Origin of the sequence: Streptomyces sp. NBC_01408, from assembly GCF_026340255.1 — a bacterium.
Classification (GTDB): Bacteria; Actinomycetota; Actinomycetes; order Streptomycetales; family Streptomycetaceae; genus Streptomyces.
In genome coordinates, this window is the sequence record NZ_JAPEPJ010000002.1 from 539,056 (window position 1) to 556,686 (window position 17,631).

Sequence of the window (17,631 nt, forward strand, 5' to 3'; positions counted from 1 at the left end):
CCGGTCAGGCGCTCTCCAGGGGGTAGCCGGGGTCCGAGGGGTCCAGTGGCGGGTCCAGCTGCGGGTCGGGGACGGCGTTCGGGTCGTGCTCCTCGTCCGGCGAAGGGGTCGTGCCGTCGGGTCCCGGCGGGAGGTCCGGGTCGTCCGGGAACGGTGACGTCGGGTCGTACGGCAGGCCGGACATCCCGTCGGACGGCAGGTCGGACATGCCGTCCGAGGGGAGGTCGCCCGGCTGGTCCGGGGGGAGGTCGTTCGGGGGCCGCTGGGGGACCCGCGGGTTCGACGGCCGGTTCGGGTTGGTGTCCGGACGCGCCTGCGGGCTGGTGCCACGGTCCGGCGGGCAGTCCGTCGCCCTGGGGGCCGGGGGCAGTGGGGCGGGCGCCGCGGGGGTGCCCGGCGCACTGGGGCCGCCGGGCTCCGCCGGCGGGGCCGTGCGGGCCAGGCTGTTGGTCAGGCAGGGGTCGGACCGTGTGTTTCCGCGCGGGTTGGCGGGCCCGTTCGGGATGCCGTCCGCCGGGTCGTACGGGGGGACCGCCTGCGGGGTCCGGTCCTGGGCCCCGTCGTCGCCGGTCTTGCGCTCGATCCAGGTGTTGTCGGCGATGTTGACGATCACCAGGTTGTTGATCACGTGGGGGGTCGGTTCGATCACGACGACCTGGTTGGGCTGGTAGCCGCTCCACGGGTCGCCCTTGTGCACCGGGGAGCCCTTGGGCGCGAGCGGGGACTGGAGCGGATTGCCGCAGGCGCAGCGCACCCGCGGCATTCCGTGGTCGTCGACGAGGACCGCCGTGCCCGCCTGGAGGACGGACTGGAAGCTGTCGGCCCGGCCGTCGAGGAAGCCGTGGCTGGTGACCCGGGTGTCGGCGCGGAGCACGACAGGGGTGAGGCCGCGCAGGAAGTCGGGGATCTTCGCCTGTTCGATGCCGGAGACCTCGGCGAAGGCGCGGGCCTTGGCCTCGTCGGCGGTGAGGTAGCGGACCTGCTGTTCCACGTCGCAGCTGCCGAGCCGCTGGGTGCCGCCGTACAGGCCCGGGGTGGCCGCGTTCACCGTGCGGATGCCCCGTCCGGTCGGGTTGGGCAGCGGGGGCTGTACGGGGGCGGACTCGCGGGTGGCGGAGGAGGCCGTGAAGGGTGCGGGGCCGGCGGCGGCCACGGGTTCGAGGTAGACCTCCTGGCTCTCGGATCCGGCCGTGCTCACGGGCTCGTCGGAGCCGCCGCAGCCCGCGGCGAACAGGCCGAGGACTGCCAAGAGGGCGGCTCCCGCGGGTCCGTGACGGCGCGGCGCCTGACGAGGTGTCGGAGGTGTCAGTGCGTGCACGCGATTCTCCCTTTTTGCCCCGGTTGCTCCCTCTTGTCTGCCGCATCCTCGCGACCGCCGCAACCGGAAGAGCGCCTTGAACATGTTCAAAGAACCTCGTAGAGTCACCCCTGCGAGTTGAACGCGTTCAAAGCGTTGATCCGCACTTCGGGGGAGTCCACGTGACGGCACTGGTGAACGTGATCGTCACCCTGGGCATGCTCTACGTCCTGCCCGCCGGCCTGCGCCTGATCGACCCGGCCGGGCTGCGCCGCACCGCCCGGCTCTGGCCCCTGCTCGCCGCCCCCGGGGCCGTGTGCCTCTGGCTGCCGCGGGGTGGCCTCGCCACGGCGCTCGCGGCACTCTACGCGGCGGCCACCCTGGCCCTCGCGGCGCGGGCCCCGGCCCGGCTGCTGCGCACCCTCCGCCGGACGGCCACCGGCGGACCCCGCCCGCTGGCCCCGACCGAGGTCGCCGTGCTCACGGCCCTGGCCTCGCCGTCGGTCGCCGGGGTGGCCCTGGTCGCCGAACGGGCCGGACACCGGCTCTTCGGCTTCGACCTCGACATCCTGGCGCTGACCGTGCCGCACTTCCACTACGCCGGATTCGCGGCCGCGCTGGTCGCCGGGCTGGTCTGCCGGGCGGCGGCGCGAAAGACAGGCCCCTGGGCCGCCGGGGCGGCGTACAGCGTCCCCGCGGGCACCCTGCTCGTCCTCCTCGGCTACTTCGTCGCCGACTGGGCCGAGCTGGTGGGCGCGGTGGTCCTGACCGGCGGGATGTGGGCCGTGGCCCTGCTGACCTGGCGGGAGATCCGGCCCTCGGCCCTCGACCGGACCACCCGGGGCCTGCTGGCGGTCTCGGCGGCCGTCCTCGTCGCCACCATGCTGCTCGCCCTGTGGTGGGCGGCCGGCGAGGCCACCGGCATCACGCACCCCACCCTGACCTGGATGGCCGCGACCCACGGCCTCGGCAACGCGCTCGGCTTCGCCCTGTGCTCGGTGCTGGCCTGGCGCCGGCTGACCGAAGGGGCACCCAACCGTCCGGAGGAGACCACCCCATGACCCGACTCATCGGCGCCGGCCGCAGCCTGTTCAGCTACCCCGACCGGGGTGCGACCGCCGGCGGCCCCCTGCCCGCCGGATACCACCACCTGCGCCACCGCACCCGGATAGGACAGGGCCGCGCCGTCTTCGAGGCCGCCGGAGTCGCGGTCACCACCTTCCACGCCCACCGGACCTCGGGCATGCGGATGCGGGCCGATGCCGGCGCCGCCCGGCCCGGCAGCCGCGTGGTGGTCGGCATCGGCCTGGGCCCGCTGCGGATCACCGCTCCGTGCGAGGTGATCTGGACGGCGTACGAGCCCACCCGCATCGGCTTCGCCTACGGGACGCTGGAGGGCCACCCCGAGAGCGGGGAGGAGTCCTTCGTCGTGGACATGGACGCCGACGGCACGGTGTGGTTCACCGTGACCGCCTTCAGCCGCCCGGGCCGCTGGTACACCCGGCTCGCGGGCCCCGCGGTGCCCTTCCTCCAGCTGCGGTACGCGCGCTGGCTGGGCCACACCCTGCGCAGGCTGGCCGCCGCTGCCTGACCGGTCCGATACTGGAAGCGATGGACTGGTTCACGGCGCCCGAGTACTGGCTGGGCCGGCTGGTCTTCCAGCGGGCCCTGGCCGGTGTCTACCTCCTCGCCTTCATCGGGGCCGCCCTGCAGTTCCGGGCCCTGATCGGAGCGCACGGCATGCTGCCCGTGCCGCGCTACGTGCGGTACGTGCCCTTCCGGCGCGCCCCGAGCCTGTTCCAACTGCGCTACTCGGACCGGCTCTTCGCGGGCTGCGCCTGGACCGGGGCGGCGCTGGCCGCCGCACTGGCCGCGGGGGCCGGGGACGAGGTGCCGCTGGCCGTGGCCATGGCCATGTGGGCCCTGCTGTGGCTGCTCTACCTCTCCATCGTGAACGTGGGACAGACCTGGTACTCCTTCGGCTGGGAGTCCCTGCTGCTGGAGGTGGGCTTCCTCGCCGTCTTCCTCGGCAACGCCCGGACCGGGCCGCCGGTGCTGGTGCTGTGGCTGCTGCGCTGGGTGCTCTTCCGGGTGGAGTTCGGCGCGGGGCTGATCAAGATGCGCGGGGACCCCTGCTGGCGCAAGCTCACCTGCTTGTACTTCCACCACGAGACGCAGCCGATGCCGGGGCCGCTGAGCTGGTTCTTCCACCACCTGCCCAAGCCCCTGCACCGGGTGGAGTGCGCCGCCAACCACGTCACGCAACTGCTGGTGCCGGTCCTGCTGTTCACCCCGCAGCCGGTGGCCTCGTACGCCGCTGGGACCATCGTGGCCACTCAGCTGTGGCTGGTGCTGTCGGGGAACTTCGCCTGGCTTAACTGGCTGACGATCACGCTGGCCCTGTCGGCCGTCGACTTCACCGGGCTCGCGGGCGCTCCCCCGGCCGCCGCCTCGCGCGCGGCGCCGGTGTGGTTCGTGGTCCTGGTCTGCGCCGTGACCGTCCTGGTGCTGGTGCTGAGCCGGCATCCGGTGCTCAACATGGTCTCGCGGCGCCAGGTGATGAACCGCTCCTTCGACTCGCTCCACCTCGTCAACACCTACGGGGCCTTCGGCACGGTGGGCCGGATCCGCGACGAGGTGGTCGTCGAGGGCACCGCCGACCGCGTGCCGCACACGGACGGGGACTGGCGGGAGTACGGCTTCAAGGGCAAACCGGGTGGACTGCGCAGGATGCCCCGCCAGTTCGCCCCGTACCACCTGCGCCTCGACTGGCTGATGTGGTTCGCCGCACTCTCCCCCGGCTACGCGCGCGACTGGTTCGGGCCGTTCGTGGAGCGGCTGCTGGCGGGGGACCGCGACACGCTGCGGCTGCTGCGCCACAACCCCTTCCCCGAAGCCCCGCCCCGCTATGTCCGGGCCGGTCTGTACCGCTACCGGTTCACCACCTGGCGGGAGCTGCGCGAGACGGGCGACTGGTGGCACCGCACGCTGCTGCGCGAGTACCTGCCGCCGACCCGTCTCGCGGACGCCGCCCGGTCAGAGCCCGAGTAGCGCGGCCTCCCGCTCGGCGGAGATGCCCTTCTGCGGCCGGTCGGGCCGGTGGGGGGCCACGCCTCCGAGCGAACTCAGCCAGGTCCAGGTGTCGGCCACGGTCTCCTCCACGGGCCGGCACACCAGGCCCGCCTCGAGGGCCTTCGTGACGTCGGCGCCGAACATGTAGTCGTACAGCTCGCCTTCCGGGAGCCAGACGGGAAGCTCGGTCCAGGGCTCGATCCCGGCCGCCTCGATGGTGGCCGCGTCCGTCCAGCGCGCCTCGGCCACGGCTCCGGTGGCGGCGGCGCAGGCGTCCAGGAGACTGCCCATGGTGGCGTGGCCGAGCGGGGAGACCAGGTTGTACGCACCCCCGCGCCCGGCGGCTGCCGCGTCCAGCGTCCAGCGCGCGAGGTCGCGCACGTCGATGTACTGGAGCGGCAGGCCGGGGCGTCCGGGCGCGAGGAAGGGGCCGCCCCGGGCCAGCCGGTTCAGCCACCAGGGCAGCCGGCCGACGTTCTCGTACGGGCCCACGATCAGCCCGGCGCGAACCAGCAGGGCGCGGTCGCCGAAGGCGTCCAGGGCCGCGAGTTCACCGCCCCGCTTGTCCTCGGCGTAGGCCACGGCCCCGGCGTCGGGCGAGCCGTCGACGACCGGGCCGTCCTCGGCGAGGCCGGCCGGGGCCGGGTAGGCGTACACCGAGCGGCTGGAGATGTACGCGTACCCTCCGACCCGGCCGCGCAGCAGGCGGGCGCTGTCACGGACGGCGCTGGGGGCGCCGCTCCAGGTGTCGACGACGAGGTCCCACTCCCCCGTGGCGAGGGCGTCCAGACCACCGGGGGCGGTGCGGTCCCCGTGCAGGGCCGAGGTGCCCGGCGGGGGCGCGTGGTGCCCGCGGTGGAAGACGGTCACCTCCCAGCCCCGGGCGAGGGCCCCCTCGGTGATCGCGCGTCCGACGAATTCTGTACCACCCAGCATCAGCAGCTTCATGTGGATCACCCTGCCGGTGCGGCGGAACCCGCGGAACCCTTGATCGCCCTCAGCGATGACGCTCACGGCGTACGGGATACGGGAACCCGCCCGGGCCGGCGGTGGCCCGGCGCCCTGCCCGCCCGGGCAGGGCAGCGCCCCCGGCACCGGTCGGGCGGGGGCGCTTGGGCTCGCGGCCCGGGGTCAGTCGATGCCGGGCAGGATGTGCGACTCCGCCAGGTCGTCCTCGTATCCCGCCAGCCTGATCGGGGCGGACCGGGCCCAGACCTCGAGACTGCCGAGCTCATCCGAGCGGGGTGTGGTCTTCCGCACCGTAGCTTCCAGCAGCACCTGGTCGGGCTTCTTCTTGTCTGTCACCGCGCACTCCTTTGTGTCGCGTAACCCGGCAGGCGAACCGCGCCGGGCAAGGGAGAAAGGGATACCGGACGCGGTGGCGCCATGGTGGAGCTTGGCCCGGTTGGGGCCGTCTTGATGCCCCTCAGAGTACACATATGAGCGCACCCCCGCTCGATGGAAAGGCAAAACCCACTCCGACTGCTTGTTTTCGCCGCGAGTTCAGCAAGTCGTGGGTCGCGGCGTCCGCGACGGATGGTCTGCTCGACGCCGGCGTACGCGCGACGGAGGGAGCGGCCGGTGACGAAGTCCGGTGTGGTGGAGGTCAGTTGTGTCGAGGAGCTGATGGAGATGCTGCTCGCCTGCCGCGGCGCCTGGGACACGCCCGACCGCAGCGGCGACCCGGTCGACCTGCACGACCACGGGCTTCAGACGGCGGCCCTGTTGCGCCGGTCACACCCCGCCGACAAGGAGCTCCAGGTCGCCGGCCTGGTCCACGACCTCGGCCATCTGCTCCGTCCGGGTGACGACGCCGGCCACGCCGACCACGCGGCCGCGGCCCTGCGCCCGCTGCTGGGCGAGCGGGTGGCCCGGCTGGTACGGCTGCACGTGCCGGCCAAGCGCTACCTGGCCGCGGTGGAGCCGGAGCGGGCGCTGTCCCCGCAGAGTGCGCTGACCCTGCGGGCGCAGGGCGGGGTGATGGGCGAGGCGGAGATCCGCGCCTTCGCGGCCGACCGGGACGCGGAGGCGGCGGTGACCCTGCGCCAGGCTGACGACGCGGGCAAGGTGCCGGGCCTGGACGCGGGGTCGATGGAGGACTGGCGGCCGGTCCTGGAACTGGTGGCCGCGTCCTCTTCCTGAGGGCCCGGTTTCCTGAGGGCCCGGTCCGCGCTCCGGCCGCCGGGCCCCGGGTTCCTACCAGTTGGCGGGCGCGTAGTCCTTGAGGAAGACGCCGAACAGGTCCTCGCCCGCCTCGCCGCGGACGACGGGGTCGTAGACCCGGGCCGCGCCGTCGATCAGGTCCAGGGGGGCGTGGAAACCCTCCTCGGCGAGGCGCAGCTTGTCGAAGTGGGGGCGCTCGTCGGTGATCCAGCCGGTGTCGACCGAGGTCATCAGGATGCGGTCGGTCTGGAACATCTCCTGGCCGCTGGTCCGCGTCACCATGTTCATCGCGGCCTTGGCGGCATTGGTGTTCGGGTGGCCCGCACCCTTGTAGCCACGGCTGAAGACGCCCTCCATCGCCGAGACGTTCACGACGTACGCACGCCCGCTGGACGCCTCCCGGGCGGCCTCGGCCATGGCCGGCCGGAGCGCGCTGATCAGGATGAAGGGCGACGTGTAGTTGCACAGCTGGGTCTCGAGCAGCTCCACCGGGGAGATCTGGTCGATGGTCTGCACCCAGGTGTTGCTATCGACGACGTCGGGCAGCAGGCCGCCCGCGTCGATGGCGGTTCCGGCGAGGTGCCGCTCCAGGCTGGCGTTGCCCGCCACCAGGGCGAGGTCGGCGACCTTCTGTGCCTCGAGCCCGGTCACGCCGATGGGCAGCGCCGCCAGGCCGTCGACCGCACCGGAGTTGAAGGCGCCGATGACGTGGTGGGCGGGGAGCTCGCCGGCGGGAAGCGGGGCGCTCTCACCCTCGACCAGCGCCGCGTAGGCGCTGGGCAGGCGGCGTACGGTCTGCGTCGCGTTGTTGATCAGGATGTCGAGGGGACCGGCCTCGGCCACCTGGTCGGCGAGGGCCACGGACTGGGCCGGGTCGCGCAGGTCGATGCCGACGACCTCCAGGCGGTGCATCCAGTCCGCGGAGTCCTCCATCGCCTTGAAGCGGCGGATGGCGTCCTTGGGGAAGCGCGTGGTGATCGTGGTGTGGGCGCCGTCGCGCAGCAGCCGCAGCGCGATGTACATGCCGATCTTGGCCCGGCCGCCGGTGAGCAGCGCGCGCTTGCCGGTGAGGTCGACACGGGCCTCCCGCCTGGCCCGGTTCTCGACGGCGCACTCCGGGCAGAGCTGGTGATAGAAGTAGTCGACCTCGACGTACCGTGTCTTGCAGATGTAGCAGGAGCGCGGACGCTGGAGTATCCCGGCGATCCGGCCGGCCTCCGTGACCGAGGAGGGCAGGAGGCCCTCGGTCTCGTCGTCGATGCGCTCGGCGGAGCCGGTCGCGGTCGCCTCGGTGACGGCCTTGTCGTTGGCGGTCTTGGCTGCGCGGCGCTCCTGGCGGCGGCGCTGCTTGACCGTGCGGTAGAGCCCGGCGGTGGCGCGGCGTACGGTGACGGCGTCCGGGTGGTCGACGTCGAGCTTGTCCAGCTCGTCGAGCACGCTGAGGCAGAGCTCCAGCCGCTCGGGGTCGATGCCCGGTCCGTAGTCGTGGCTTTCCTCGGTCACCGTCATGGCCGCTGCCGTTCCTTGATCACTCGTCCGCATCCGCCTGCTGCGGAAGTCCCCAAAAGGGAAACTGTACGGATTCCCCGCGCCCGGAACCAAACCCGATCACGCGCCCCTCACGCTCCGCGAACCCGGTGTCACCTGACGGAGCGGTGAAGGCGCGGTGACGGCGCCCGGCGGGAGCGCGCCGCACTGGATCTGTACTGCCTCTGTACTGCGTCCGCACTACCTCTGCAGTGATCCCGTACTCCGCCTGGACTATGCCTGGAGGATGACTCGTGACCTCCTTCGGGAGGAGGAACAGTTCGTCCTGGTGGGGCATTGTGGAACTTATGAGTGCCCTAGCGCTGTCGGTCGTTCTCTGCCTGGTGTCCGCCCTCGCGTACGCCGGTGGCGCGATCGTCCAGGAACGGGTCGCGGCGAGCACGCCGGACCGGACGTACGCTCCGCTGCGCCGGGCCGGGTGGTGGGTGGCGGTCGGGCTGAACGGCCTCGGTGCGCTGCTGCACGTCGTGGCGCTGGCCTACGGACCCCTGAGCCTGGTGCAGCCGCTCGGCGCGCTCACCATCGTCTTCGCGCTGCCGATGGCGGCGTTCTTCGTGGGGCGCCGGGCGGGTACGGCGGCCTGGCGCGGGGCGGTGCTGGCCACGGTGGGCCTGGCCGGGCTGCTGGCCCTGACCGGTGGGGACGGCCGGGCGGAGCAGGCGCTGGCGGGCTCCGAGCGGAGCCTGCTGCTGTTCGCGACCGGGGCCGGGGCGGCCGCGCTGTTCCTGGCGGCGCACCGCATGCACCGGCCGGTGCTGCACAGTGTGCTGCTGGCCGCCGCGGCCGGGCTGTCCTTCGGCATGGCCTCGGTGTTCACCAAGTCGGTGGCCGAGACCTTCACCGCGGACTCCCTGGGCGCCCTCGGACCCGACCTCGGGGCGATCGCCGTCCTCGCGGCGGGCGGGCTGCTGCTGTCCCAGGCGGCGTACCGGGGCGCCGGGCTGACCGCGCCGCTGGCCACGGTGACCGTGGTCAATCCGGTGATCGCGGCGGTGGTCGGCATCTCCCTGTTCGACGAGGGCTTCCGGTACGGGGCCGCGGGCACGGCGGCGGCGCTGGCGAGCGCCGTGCTGGCGGCGTCCGGGCTGATCCTCCTCACCGCCGTGCCCTCGCACGTGCGCGGGTCAGATGCGGACTCCATGGCCGCGGAGGTACTTCAGCGGGTCGATGTCGGAGCCGTAGCCGGGTCCCGTGCGCATCTCGAAGTGCAGGTGCGGTCCGGTGGTGTTGCCGGTCGAGCCGGAACGGCCGATCCGCTGGCCGCCCGAGACCTGCTGCCCGGCCTTGACCGCCAGCGCCGACAGGTGCGCGTACTGGGAGTAGCGCCCGTCGGTGTGCTGGATGACGACCTGGTATCCGTACGCACCGGCCCAGCCCGCCGAGACGACCTGACCGGGGCCCACCGACTTGACGGAGGTCCCCGTCGCCACCGGGAAGTCGATGCCCGTGTGGTAGCCGCTGGACCAGGAGGAGCCGGAGACCCGGTAGGCGGTTCCCAGGGCTGCGTCGACGGGGGCGGAGTAGCTGCCCGCGGCCGGCTTCTGCTGCGCTGAGGCGGGCGCGGGCTTCTCCGCCGGCTTGGCCGCGGGCTTCTCCACGGGTTTGGCCGCGGGCTTCTCGGCCGGTTTCTCGGCCGGCTTGGCGGCGGGCTTCTCCGCGGGCTGGACGGCCGGCTTCTCCGCCGCCGGTTCCACGGGCTTCACGGGCTCCGCGGTGCGCGGCGGCTTCTCCGGGTTCTGGGCGGGCGGCGCGGCGGTGATCCGCAGGGTGAGCCGCTGGCCGGGGAAGATCAGGTTCGGGTCGGTGCCCACGGCGGCCCGGTTGGTCTCGTACAGGGCCTGCCAGCCGCCCTCGACGTGCTGCTGGGTGGCGATCGCCGAGAGGGAGTCGCCGGGCGCGACGACGTAGGGGCTCGGCAGGACGGAGGTGCCGGTCGGCCGGGGTGTGACGCCCTGCTGCGGTACGGCCGCGCGGGCCTGCTGCGCCTGCGGCTTCGCCGTCTGCCCCGGTATCTGCGGGGCGAGGGCCGGGGCCGGGCCGCTGCGGGAGAGCCCTGCCTGCTTGCCGCAGGCGGGCCAGGCCTGAGGTCCCTGTCCCTTGAGGACCTTCTCGGCGACGGCTATCTGCTGGTCCTTGGTGGCCAGGTCCGCGCGGGGGGCGTAGGCGGTGCCTCCGAAGGCCCGCCAGGTGCTCTGGCTGAACTGGAGGCCGCCGTAGTAGCCGTTCCCGGTGTTGATGCGCCAGTTGTTGGTGGACTCGCAGGCGGCGACCTTGTTCCAGGTGTCCACCGAGGCGGCGTGGGCGGCTCCGGCGCCGATGAGCGGGAGCGCTATCCCGGCGCCGCCGGCGGTGAGCGCGAGCGAGGCCCGGTTGATGCTGCTCGGCTGATACCGGCGGTGCCGGCCCCGTACACCCATGGGAGCCCCCATCGAAGACATCAGGAACCGCACAACCTAACGCCACGCACAGGGCTTGACAAGGGGCGCAACAGGGCGCGCTCCAGCGGAAATTGACAGGGTATCGACGTGTGGCGACCGGCGGGCGGGGGTGGCGCGGTAGCGTCGGCACTCCCCGCACATCGAAGCACGCAGGAGCGCACGCAATGAGCACCAGCACAGCCCAGATCGGCGTCACCGGGCTCGCGGTGATGGGCAGCAACCTCGCCCGGAACTTCGCCCGGAACGGGTTCACCGTCGCCGTGCACAACCGGACCACAGCGAAGACCACGGCTCTGGTGCAGGAGTTCGGTCACGAGGGCACCTTCGTGGCGGCCGGGTCGGCGAAGGAGTTCGTCGACGCGCTGGAGCGCCCCCGGCGCCTCGTCATCATGGTGAAGGCCGGCGAGCCCACCGACGCCGTCATCCGCGAGTTCGCCCCGCTGCTGGAGGAGGGCGACGTCATCATCGACGGCGGCAACGCGCACTTCGAGGACACCCGGCGCCGCGAGAAGGAGCTGCGCGAGCGGGGCATCCACTTCGTGGGCGTGGGCATTTCGGGCGGCGAGGAGGGTGCGCTCCTCGGCCCGAGCATCATGCCCGGCGGCTCGGAGGAGTCGTACGCGTCCCTGGGCCCGCTGCTGGAGAAGATCGCCGCCAAGGCCGAGGACGGCACCCCGTGCACCTCGCACGTGGGCCCCGACGGTGCCGGGCACTTCGTCAAGATGGTGCACAACGGCATCGAGTACGCCGACATGCAGCTCATCGGTGAGGCCTACCACCTGCTGCGCGACGTGGCCGGCTACTCCCCCGCGAAGATCGCGGCGACCTTCCGGGAGTGGAACCAGGGGCGCCTGGACTCCTACCTGATCGAGATCACGGCGGAGGTGCTCGCCCACACGGACTCCGCGACGGGCCGCCCGTTCGTCGACGTCGTGGCCGATGCCGCGGAGCAGAAGGGCACCGGCCGCTGGACCGTGCAGATCGCACTGGACCTGGGCGTGCCGGTGTCGGGGATCGCCGAGGCCGTCTTCGCCCGGTCGGTCTCCGGCCACCAGGACCTGCGGACCGCCGCGCGCGGGCTCGCGGGCCCGACGGCCGCCGCGCTGTCCCCGGAGGCGGCCGACGCCTTCGCCGCGCAGGTGGAGCAGGCCCTCTACGCGTCGAAGATCGTCTCGTACACCCAGGGCTTCCACCAGATCCGGGCCGGCAGCGAGGAGTACGGCTGGGGCGTGGACCTGGGCGCGATGGCCTCGCTGTGGCGCGGCGGCTGCATCATCCGGGCGGCCTTCCTGGACCGGATCCGCGCCGCGTACGACGCCCGGCCGGACCTGCCGAGCCTGCTGGCCGACGAGAGCTTCGCGGGTGAGATCGGCGCCGCGCAGGACGACTGGCGGGCCGTGCTCGTGGCGGCGGTCGGCCACGGCATCCCGGTGCCCGCGTTCGCGGCCTCGCTGGCGTACTACGACGCCCTGCGTGCGGAGCGGCTCCCGGCGGCCCTCACCCAGGGCCAGCGCGACTTCTTCGGAGCGCACACCTACCGGCGCACCGACCGCGAGGGCTCGTTCCACACCCTCTGGAGCGGCGACCGCTCCGAGGTCCGTACGGACTGAGGCGCGGGTCTTAGTGCTGTGACCGGAAAGGTTTGCCGGTCACAGCACTAGCTCAGGGGCCCGGGCTGGGGGATCGGCGCGGGTCCCGGCGGCGGGGGCACGGGGTCCGGTTCGGGCACCGGGCCGGGGACCGGCGGTACGGGCCGCGGGATGGGCTCGGGATCCGGGAAGGGGTTCGGCCCCGGCGTCGGGCCGGGCCCGGGAACGGGCGGCTGCGGGTCGGGAACCGGTGGCTGCGTCTGGTCTGCCTCTTGCTTTTGCACCATGTGTCCCACCTTCCCGCGATCGGGGCGGGTACGCCGCCCCGCGCGGGCCGATCAGGCGGGGTGCGCGGAGAGCAGGCGCAGGCCGGCGGCCAGACCCGGGGCAGGGCTGGAGAGCACCGGGACGCGGGTCGTGGCCAGGTCCGCGGCGCCGGCCATGGAAACCTGGGCCAGGACGATGACGTCCGCGTCGGTGACGGCCTCGGCGGCCGCCGCCACGCGGGCGAGACTGCCGCCGGTGTCCCCCGCCGCGAACCGCTCCCAGGCCCCGGCGACCACGTGCGTACGGATCGACACCGGGGCTCCGGCGGCCTCCTCGGCCAGCAGCGCCCCGGTGGGCCCCAGGGTCGACTCGAGGGCGGCCAGTACGGCGATCCGCGGGCCTGTGCGCACGGCCGCCGCGGCCATCGGCCGGTCCACGCGCAGCACCGGAGCGCCCAGGGCGGGGGCGAGGGCCTCGGCCACCGCTCCGATCGTCGAGCAGGTGACCAGCACGGGACCCGGCCCGGCGCCGGCGAGCAGCCCCAGCAGGGCCGGAGCCACCGCCTCCGGCCCCTCGGCGCGGGCCCGGTCCAGTAGCTCCGGCACCACCAGGTGCCGCAGCTCGGCCCCGGGGTGGTTCCGGTCGCGCAGTGCGTCGAAGACCGGGACGTGCACGGGCGAGGTGTGCAGCAGGAGCAGGCCCGTCACCACAGGTCGGAGTCGGAGTCCAGCTGCGCCTTGGCGGCCCCGACCACCGCGGCCGGCGCCTCGGGCGCCTCGTCGGGGTGTTTGGCGGCCCAGCTCGCCGCGTAGGGGCACAGCGGAACCACGGGCACGCCCTCGGCGGCGGCGATCCCGTAGAAGGTCCGCACCAGCCCTCCGGCGATCCCGCGGCCCTCGTGCTCCGGCTCGACGACGGTGTGCACCGCCACCAGCGCGTGGGGCTCCTCGGCGAGCACGAAGTAGGCGATGAACCCGACCACCGCCTCGCCCTCGACGGCGAGCAGCCGTCCGGCCTTCCGCTCGTCCTGGAACTCGATCGGCGTGCTGCTCCGGCCCTGCGGCATGGTCCCCGACTCCCCTCAGACAGCCACCGCGTGGGGGCTGCGCTCCTGATCCGTACCCGGCACCGGCGCGGAGGGATCCGCACCCAGCTCGATGATCCGATTGTCGCCGTCGACGTGCACGACGCGGGGCTTGAACACCCGGGCCTGCGCGTCCTCGATCTGCGCGTAGCTGATGAGGATGACGAGGTCCCCGGGGTGCACGAGGTGCGCGGCGGCGCCGTTGATCCCGATGACCCCGGAGCCGCGCTCCCCCTCGATGACGTACGTCTCGAGCCGCGCCCCGTTGGTGATGTCCACGATGTGCACCAGCTCACCGGGCAGCAGATCAGCGGCGTCGAGCAGATCGGCATCGACGGTCACGGAGCCGACGTAGTGCAGATCGGCTTGGGTGACGGTCGCCCGGTGGATCTTGGACTTGAACATGGTACGAAGCATGCGAATACTCCCGATATGTCAGCTCCCTGCCCGCTTCACGCAGGTCAAGGGCGGTCTTCGGAGCCTACAACGATTCGCATGTCCGGTCAGCTGTCCCCAGGTCCTTCAGGACTCATGCTGACCCGTTGCTGACTTTCCCGACGCCCCATCAGGCCAGTCCGGAGGGCTTCGCCAGCCCGTCTCAGGAGCCCCGGGGAGGCGTTCATTCCGGTGAACCCGGCACCACGGCGGTGCTCTTCCGGTTCAATGAACCGCGTGGCACAGGCACTGGGTTTCACCGACGAAGACCTCCGCAGGCTGGCCGGGTCCCGGTCTTATGAGCGGGGGCTCGACTATCTCTCGGCTGTGTCCCGGTTGGAGATCGACGAGACGGCAATCACCGCGGCCGTGGACGGCACCGACTGTTACGAAGTCGAACTGACCGAGGACGGGGAGGGCGGGGTCACCGGCTGGTGCGACTGCCCGTACGGACAGGAGGGCAACTTCTGCAAGCACTGCGTGGCGGTGGGCCTGGCCGTCCTGGGGCGGGCCGAGTCCGTGCCGCAGCAGCGGTCGGCCGCCGCCTCGCGCACCCGGCTGCTGGACGCCTGGCTGGAGTCCCGCACCCGCGAGGAACTGCTTGCCCTGGTAAGGGAACACCTCGCCGACGACCGCGATCTGCGCCGCCGCCTGGAGCTGCGCGCGGCCACCGCTGGGGAGGACACCGGTATCGTCCGCGAACGGATCCTGAGCCTGCTCGACACCCGCCCCTTCGCCCGATACGGCTACGTCGAGTACGCCGATGCCCACGCCTACGGGCAGCAGGCCGCCGAGGCAGTGACCGCGTTGCGCGCGCTGTCGGCGAGCGGCCGGGCGTCGGACGCGGTGGAGGTGGCCCGGGAGGCCCTCTCCGCCCTGGGCCGGACGTACGGCGAGATCGACGACTCGGACGGCCTGATCGGGGACGTGGCGGCCGGACTGGCCGAAGGCCATCTGGAGGCCTGCCGGGCCGCCCGTCCGGACCCGGTCCAGACGGCCGACTGGCTGGTGGCCCACCTTCTCGACGGCCTGAACGACGCCACCGACATCGACCTCTTCGACTACCACGAGGTACTGGGTGAGCCTGGCCTTGCCCGCACCCGGGAATTGGTCGTCGCCGCCTGGCGGGCCAACCCCAAAGGATGGGCGGAGAAGTACCTGATGGAGCGCCTCCTCAAGGCCGATGGAGGCAGCGTGGACGCGCTGGTCGCCGTCCACGCGGCGGACCTCGCCCCGAACGGAGCCACCCATCTGGTGATCGCGAAGGAACTGGAGACGGCGGGCCGCCCGGCCGAGGCACTGGAATGGGCCGAACGCGGCCTGCGGGAGGCCGAGTCGCAGTGGGGCCCGGACGTCGAACTGGTCGCCTTCGTCTGCGAACGCTACGCGCGGACCGGCCGCCTCGCCGACGTGGTCACGCTCCGCCGGGACCTGCTACGGGCCCGCCCAACCCTGGCCGCGTACCAGGCCCTGCGTACAGCGGCCTGCGCGGCCGGGACCTGGGAGGCCTCCGAGCGAGCGGGCGCCCGGGAGACGCTCCGGGCGGCCGGCACGCCCAAGAGCGGCCGCTGGTACGGCGGTTCCGTACTGGTCGACGCACTCATGGACGACGGCGACCTCGACGCCGCCTGGCAGGCCGCCACCGACGGGTACGCCGACCAGCGGCAGTGGCTGGCCCTTGCCGACCGGATCCGCGACCAGCGGCCGGCCGACGCGCTGACCATCTACCTGCACTGGATCGAGCCCCTGCGCAAGCAGACCGGTGACAGCGCGTACGAGCGCGTGATCGAACTGCTGCTCGGCGCCCGCGCCTGCCACCGCGCACTCGACACCGAGGCGGAGTTCGCCACATATCTGGCCGCGCTGCGCACCGACCAGAAGCGCAAGCGAAAGCTCATGGCCATGCTCGACCGGCACGGGCTCCAGGTGCTGTCGTCACAGTGACGCCCACCGGTGCGGGAACGAGGGTGGCCGCCGGTGATCATCAGTGTGTGAGGACAGAAGACGGTGGCCGCGGGTCCCACCGTCGCAACGGCGACGGCGCAAGGTGGCACAGCCGTGGCCTTGACGGGCGTCCCTCCGGGAGTCCCCGGGTGAGCGCCAGTGGGCCACTCGACCGGCGGGCACACGGAGGACGGCAACCCCGGCTTGGTCCGGCGACCACGCCCACTGGCTGCAGCGCCTGCCCGCAGCCGCTCCGGTGCTGACCGGCATGGCGTCGGAGATTGCCCGACGACGTGTCAATCCCCGTCAAGACAAAGGGCAGAGGCTGTGCTCCGCGGTCCGCCGCTCGTAGGCTTCCGCGGTGATACCTGCGACCGTGGGCACGTTCTCGGCCCGGGCGACGTTCCGCCGCAGCATCCTGCTGGTCACCGTCGACTACACGCGTCCGGACGACGACCGGGCGAAGGCGCGCACCGGCGCCCTCGAGGCCGCCCGGGAGGCCTCGGGCCGCCTCTGACACGGCGAGGAACAGCATCCCCTCCGATGCCCCGACTTCCTGGTGGGCCAGACCGCCGGCCGGCGCGGGCAGCGCCGGTCAGGCTTTGGCGCCGCTCTCCGCGCGGTACCGGTGCATCAGCGCGACGGCCATGGCGCCCTCTCCCACGCCCGAGGCCACCCGCTTGATGGACTGGGCACGCACGTCACCGGCCGCGAAGACGCCCGGGACGCTCGTCTCCAGTAGGTAGGGGGCGCGCTCCAATGGCCAGCGCGCGGGCTCTTCGCCGCGCACCAGGTCGGGGCCTGTGAGTACGAAGCCCTGCTCGTCGCACGCCACCGCATCGGCCAGCCAGCCGGTGCGTGGCCGCGCTCCGATGAAGGTGAAGACGAAGCTCGCCGGCTCCCGGGTCTCCGTGCCCGTGCGGCTGTCCAGCAGCGTGATGCGCTCCAGGCGCCGGTCGCCGTCCAGCGCGAGGACCTGGGTCCTCAGCCGCACCTCGATGTTGGGCGTCCGGCGTATCTCGTCCACGAGGTACTGCGACATCCCCGCCTCCAGCTCGTCGGCGCGCACCAGCATGGTGACCTTGGCCGCGTACCTCGCGAAGTGCACCGCGGCCTGTCCGGCCGAGTTCTCGCCGCCGACGATGAACACGTGCGGGAGATGCAGGAGCCGGTCCACCCGCTACGCCTACGCAGGGCAGGGACTGTCCGGGGGGCTTCAGGGACCCCGCTGCTATACCTGGGCCGGGCGATGGTGGACCGAGGCAGGCCGACGTCCCGCGCCCGACCGGCTGGGCTTCAGCGACTGTAGAGAAACCGGTTGGGGGTTCCGCCGGCGGTGCCCGCGACTGCGTCGGGCGCGCTCTCCCCGGTCAGGACTTATTGACCTGCTGACATGTGTAGTCGGGGTGGGCGGAGAGGACCTTGGCGGAGGCTCCGGCCGTCAGGGCTGCGGCGCCGTCAGTGCCGTTTCCCTCCCTGTAGGCCGTGTCGTCGTAGGCCTTGCCGTTGTCCTCCACAGGCCGTCGACAAGGCTGCCGGGGGCGAGGAGGGTGACGCACTTGCCGCTGTTGCTATACGGGGCAAGGCGCTAGCTCCGGTCGGTGGCCGCGACAGTGATCGTCTCGGGTACCCGGCCAGGGCTGAGGTTGCAGGCGTCCTGGGAGCTGTTCCCCGCCGGGGTGACGACAGTGACCCCGTCCTTCACGGCGGAACGTGCAGCGGCATCCAAGGCGGCCTTCCTCAAGCCGCAAGGGACCACCGCGACGGCTGTCTTTCCGGAAGTCCGGGTCTGCC

Annotated in this window: 17 protein-coding genes and 1 pseudogene; 8 read left to right on the top strand and 10 right to left on the bottom strand. The window is 72.9% G+C overall.

Annotation, left to right across the window (positions count from 1 at the left end; genetic code table 11):
- Nucleotides 1-4: 4 nt before the first annotated feature.
- Entirely contained in the window at nt 5-1,249 is a 1,245-nt protein-coding gene (locus OG447_RS24865) for a DUF6777 domain-containing protein (protein ID WP_266939431.1), read from the bottom strand.
- A 230-nt stretch (nt 1,250-1,479) separates the two neighbouring features.
- Here OG447_RS24865 and OG447_RS24870 point away from each other — a divergent pair, with 230 nt between their 5' ends.
- From OG447_RS24870 to OG447_RS24880, 3 genes are read left to right on the top strand one after another with little or no spacing between them, the layout of a single operon-like run.
- The gene (locus OG447_RS24870) at nt 1,480-2,358 is read left to right on the top strand and encodes a YndJ family protein (protein WP_266939432.1); all 879 of its coding nucleotides are present in this window, start codon (nt 1,480-1,482) and stop codon (nt 2,356-2,358) included.
- Entirely contained in the window at nt 2,355-2,888 is a 534-nt protein-coding gene (locus tag OG447_RS24875; RefSeq protein ID WP_266939433.1) for a DUF1990 family protein, read from the top strand. Before OG447_RS24870 ends, OG447_RS24875 begins: the two co-directional genes overlap by 4 nt.
- A gap of 20 nt (nt 2,889-2,908) precedes the next feature.
- Complete coding sequence (locus OG447_RS24880) at nt 2,909-4,348, top strand: lipase maturation factor family protein (RefSeq protein WP_266939434.1); 1,440 nt, start codon at nt 2,909-2,911, stop codon at nt 4,346-4,348.
- On the opposite strand, the gene OG447_RS24885 is transcribed toward OG447_RS24880, so the two are convergent.
- Nucleotides 4,334-5,317, bottom strand: a complete 984-nt coding sequence (locus tag OG447_RS24885) for an NAD-dependent epimerase/dehydratase family protein (protein WP_266940135.1) — start codon at nt 5,315-5,317, stop codon at nt 4,334-4,336. The genes OG447_RS24880 and OG447_RS24885 overlap by 15 nt on opposite strands.
- A gap of 183 nt (nt 5,318-5,500) precedes the next feature.
- The gene (locus tag OG447_RS24890) at nt 5,501-5,674 is read right to left on the bottom strand and encodes a hypothetical protein (RefSeq protein WP_266940183.1); all 174 of its coding nucleotides are present in this window, start codon (nt 5,672-5,674) and stop codon (nt 5,501-5,503) included.
- Between the two features lie 294 nt (nt 5,675-5,968).
- Here OG447_RS24890 and OG447_RS24895 point away from each other — a divergent pair, with 294 nt between their 5' ends.
- Complete coding sequence (locus OG447_RS24895) at nt 5,969-6,511, top strand: HD domain-containing protein (protein WP_266940137.1); 543 nt, start codon at nt 5,969-5,971, stop codon at nt 6,509-6,511.
- A gap of 54 nt (nt 6,512-6,565) precedes the next feature.
- On the opposite strand, the gene OG447_RS24900 is transcribed toward OG447_RS24895, so the two are convergent.
- Nucleotides 6,566-8,041: an SDR family NAD(P)-dependent oxidoreductase gene (locus tag OG447_RS24900; protein ID WP_266939435.1), complete on the bottom strand. Its 1,476-nt coding sequence runs from the start codon at nt 8,039-8,041 to the stop codon at nt 6,566-6,568.
- Nucleotides 8,042-8,367: 326 nt separating this feature from the next.
- Here OG447_RS24900 and OG447_RS24905 point away from each other — a divergent pair.
- Nucleotides 8,368-9,180, top strand: a pseudogene (locus tag OG447_RS24905) (DMT family transporter); the annotation flags it as partial.
- A gap of 24 nt (nt 9,181-9,204) precedes the next feature.
- Here OG447_RS24905 and OG447_RS24910 read toward each other — a convergent pair.
- Nucleotides 9,205-10,497: a transglycosylase family protein gene (locus OG447_RS24910; protein WP_266939436.1), complete on the bottom strand. Its 1,293-nt coding sequence runs from the start codon at nt 10,495-10,497 to the stop codon at nt 9,205-9,207.
- Between the two features lie 185 nt (nt 10,498-10,682).
- On the opposite strand from OG447_RS24910, the gene gndA reads away from it, so the two are divergent.
- Nucleotides 10,683-12,128 carry an NADP-dependent phosphogluconate dehydrogenase gene (gene gndA, locus OG447_RS24915; RefSeq protein ID WP_266939437.1) on the top strand — a complete coding sequence of 482 codons (1,446 nt, stop codon included), beginning with the start codon at nt 10,683-10,685 and terminating at the stop codon, nt 12,126-12,128.
- Nucleotides 12,129-12,445: 317 nt separating this feature from the next.
- Here the strand turns inward: gndA and OG447_RS24920 are convergent, their stop codons facing one another.
- The 3 genes from OG447_RS24920 to panD are packed head-to-tail and all read right to left on the bottom strand — an operon-like array spanning nt 12,446 to nt 13,875.
- Entirely contained in the window at nt 12,446-13,084 is a 639-nt protein-coding gene (locus OG447_RS24920; protein WP_266939439.1) for an aspartate/glutamate racemase family protein, read from the bottom strand.
- Nucleotides 13,078-13,440 carry a GNAT family N-acetyltransferase gene (locus OG447_RS24925; RefSeq protein ID WP_266939440.1) on the bottom strand — a complete coding sequence of 121 codons (363 nt, stop codon included), beginning with the start codon at nt 13,438-13,440 and terminating at the stop codon, nt 13,078-13,080. Before OG447_RS24925 ends, OG447_RS24920 begins: the two co-directional genes overlap by 7 nt.
- Before the next feature lie 15 nt (nt 13,441-13,455).
- Entirely contained in the window at nt 13,456-13,875 is a 420-nt protein-coding gene (gene panD, locus OG447_RS24930) for an aspartate 1-decarboxylase (protein ID WP_266939441.1), read from the bottom strand.
- Between the two features lie 255 nt (nt 13,876-14,130).
- Between panD and OG447_RS24935 the strand changes: the two genes are divergently transcribed.
- Together OG447_RS24935 and OG447_RS24940 are read left to right on the top strand one after the other, a co-directional pair.
- Nucleotides 14,131-15,837, top strand: coding sequence for an SWIM zinc finger domain-containing protein (locus tag OG447_RS24935; RefSeq protein WP_266939443.1), 1,707 nt, complete (start codon nt 14,131-14,133; stop codon nt 15,835-15,837).
- 361 nt (nt 15,838-16,198) lie between these two features.
- Nucleotides 16,199-16,354: a hypothetical protein gene (locus OG447_RS24940; RefSeq protein ID WP_266939445.1), complete on the top strand. Its 156-nt coding sequence runs from the start codon at nt 16,199-16,201 to the stop codon at nt 16,352-16,354.
- Between the two features lie 78 nt (nt 16,355-16,432).
- Here OG447_RS24940 and OG447_RS24945 read toward each other — a convergent pair whose 3' ends face one another.
- Nucleotides 16,433-17,014 carry an NAD(P)/FAD-dependent oxidoreductase gene (locus OG447_RS24945; protein WP_266939447.1) on the bottom strand — a complete coding sequence of 194 codons (582 nt, stop codon included), beginning with the start codon at nt 17,012-17,014 and terminating at the stop codon, nt 16,433-16,435.
- Nucleotides 17,015-17,425: 411 nt separating this feature from the next.
- Complete coding sequence (locus tag OG447_RS24950) at nt 17,426-17,566, bottom strand: hypothetical protein (protein ID WP_266939449.1); 141 nt, start codon at nt 17,564-17,566, stop codon at nt 17,426-17,428.
- Between the last annotated feature and the right edge of the window lie 65 nt (nt 17,567-17,631).

Coding starts and splice junctions, on each gene's coding strand:
- gndA (WP_266939437.1), top strand. CDS start 10,683: ATGAGCACCAGCACAGCCCAGATCGGCGTCACCGGGCTCGCGGTGATG.
- OG447_RS24910 (WP_266939436.1), bottom strand. CDS start 10,497: ATGGGTGTACGGGGCCGGCACCGCCGGTATCAGCCGAGCAGCATCAAC.
- OG447_RS24900 (WP_266939435.1), bottom strand. CDS start 8,041: ATGACGGTGACCGAGGAAAGCCACGACTACGGACCGGGCATCGACCCC.
- OG447_RS24880 (WP_266939434.1), top strand. CDS start 2,909: ATGGACTGGTTCACGGCGCCCGAGTACTGGCTGGGCCGGCTGGTCTTC.
- panD (WP_266939441.1), bottom strand. CDS start 13,875: ATGCTTCGTACCATGTTCAAGTCCAAGATCCACCGGGCGACCGTCACC.
- OG447_RS24885 (WP_266940135.1), bottom strand. CDS start 5,317: ATGAAGCTGCTGATGCTGGGTGGTACAGAATTCGTCGGACGCGCGATC.
- OG447_RS24925 (WP_266939440.1), bottom strand. CDS start 13,440: ATGCCGCAGGGCCGGAGCAGCACGCCGATCGAGTTCCAGGACGAGCGG.
- OG447_RS24875 (WP_266939433.1), top strand. CDS start 2,355: ATGACCCGACTCATCGGCGCCGGCCGCAGCCTGTTCAGCTACCCCGAC.